At 34.2% G+C, this 1,665-nt stretch carries 2 protein-coding genes and 1 pseudogene; all 3 read left to right on the top strand.

Annotated elements, in window-relative coordinates; all coding sequences use genetic code 11:
* Window positions 1–160: 160 nt before the first annotated feature.
* A pseudogene (locus HMPREF9075_RS00015) lies at window positions 161–325 on the top strand (IS1595 family transposase); the annotation flags it as partial.
* 18 nt (window positions 326–343) lie between these two features.
* A complete protein-coding gene (locus HMPREF9075_RS00010; protein WP_009414521.1) occupies window positions 344–1,417 on the top strand; it encodes a DUF2931 family protein in 1,074 nt (357 codons plus the stop codon).
* 17 nt (window positions 1,418–1,434) lie between these two features.
* The coding region (locus tag HMPREF9075_RS00005) for a hypothetical protein (protein ID WP_157049183.1) at window positions 1,435–1,665 on the top strand (231 nt) is incomplete at its 3' end.

The raw sequence follows: 1,665 nt of genomic DNA, 5'->3' as shown, positions 1-1,665 counted from the left end.
TTTTTTCAATGAATAAGTCCGTATATCCTAACACAAATAAAAACTTATAGTCAAGTCTCAAAGCCGCCTTTACGATGGTATTGCCCTCTTTCGCCACGCGCTGGTTAATACCACCCTTGACATCACCAAAACCATCCTTGTGGACGGCAAAGAGGTAAAGATGCGCGATATGGAATTTACTGAACGCTTTAAAACAGACTTAGATTGCGAAGAATATCTAGCTTCTTTAAAATGGGAAAAAGGGTATTGTTGCCGTAAATGTGGACATACAAAATACCAAGTTCGCAAAGATTTTTCACGTACTTACAATATCTGTTCAGATACATTATAAAATTTGAATGTTATGAAGTTTCTTAAAAAAATAATCACAATAACTGTTTTTAGCACAGTAACATTGAGTTCTTGTCAAGATTATGATAACAATGTAACAACAGCTATGACAAATAAAAAAGAGTTTTCGTATGCCACTACGGCAAGTGCCCCAAAAGGTTATGGCATAGAGGCTTACTATGGACTTTTTATGGATGAAAAAGGTGAAATAATTGCAGCAATGCCACGCTCTGGGGTTGAGTATAACTCTTGGCAATATGATGGCAGTGAAGGAGCACAAGGTGGGAATATTGTTCCCTCTCATATCGAATATGTTTATCTTTCATTGATAGAAAAGAAGTTTTATAAAGTAGACGCTGACCTACCGAGAGATAAGATGCTGAAATATTTCCAAGAGGGTTATACATTATGGGATGAGGAAGATGACCAAGGTAATTATGCGCATAGTACTTATAAAAAAATCACTGTAGGTGCAGCACCTGGTGGGGTTATTGTAGTATGGTTATCAGGAAAATTCAATAGAGTAGAGATTTGCAGGTTACAAGCTGAGGAAGTGTTTGTGGATAAGAATAAGTTTTCAGAAAGGTTGGGATATAATTATGACCCAAAGGAAACGCAAGAAGCCTTTTTTGATTACAATTACGATTATATGATATTTAATGGCAAACCAAAGCTACCCCCTCCTTATGGATTATGGGATAAATATCGTAAAAAATACAAATATCGTTATGTGTTGGATTCCTATAAAGAAGAAGGTGATTATCTAAAAGGGATGCATTCACGCCATTATAATGGAGAAGCATTTTGGATAGACTATAATCCTGAACTCTGTAAAGAATATCGAGAAATGGCTATTCCTTACCAATTGGATATTATGACCTTACAATATGGAGCTGAATTTGAATTTGATGACACAGAAATGATGACATTGTTTGAAAAAATAAGCAAGAAGTATCCTGAAGAGCCTTTTGAGATAGTATTTAAACCTAAGTTTATGTATAGAACGTATGATGTTTTTGTACGCTGCAAAGGCGAAGAGTTTCCGTTAGAGAAATGCAGTTTAAAATCAATTTGGGGAAAAGATTAACTATAAAAAAAGTAATTATGCAAGTAGTAGTTGTAGGAAAACCAGATAATGACAAAATTGATGGAAAAGATGAGTTTTTATATAGAATACAAGAGCAAATATTAAAATATGCAAAGGAAAATGATGGAATCAATTCTATAAAGGTTCATCTATCAAAAGACGATTTGCACAAATTAAGACATCAGTATCTACATCGTTCTAATCAGGATGATGATATAGTAGCTATGTATGGGAGATATAAAGAAGGA

The organism is Capnocytophaga sp. oral taxon 332 str. F0381 (assembly GCF_000318275.2).
GTDB classification, from domain to species: domain Bacteria; phylum Bacteroidota; class Bacteroidia; order Flavobacteriales; family Flavobacteriaceae; genus Capnocytophaga; species Capnocytophaga bilenii.
The sequence above is the reverse complement of the archived record's forward strand: the minus strand, read 5'-3'. Positions and strand labels throughout refer to the sequence as shown.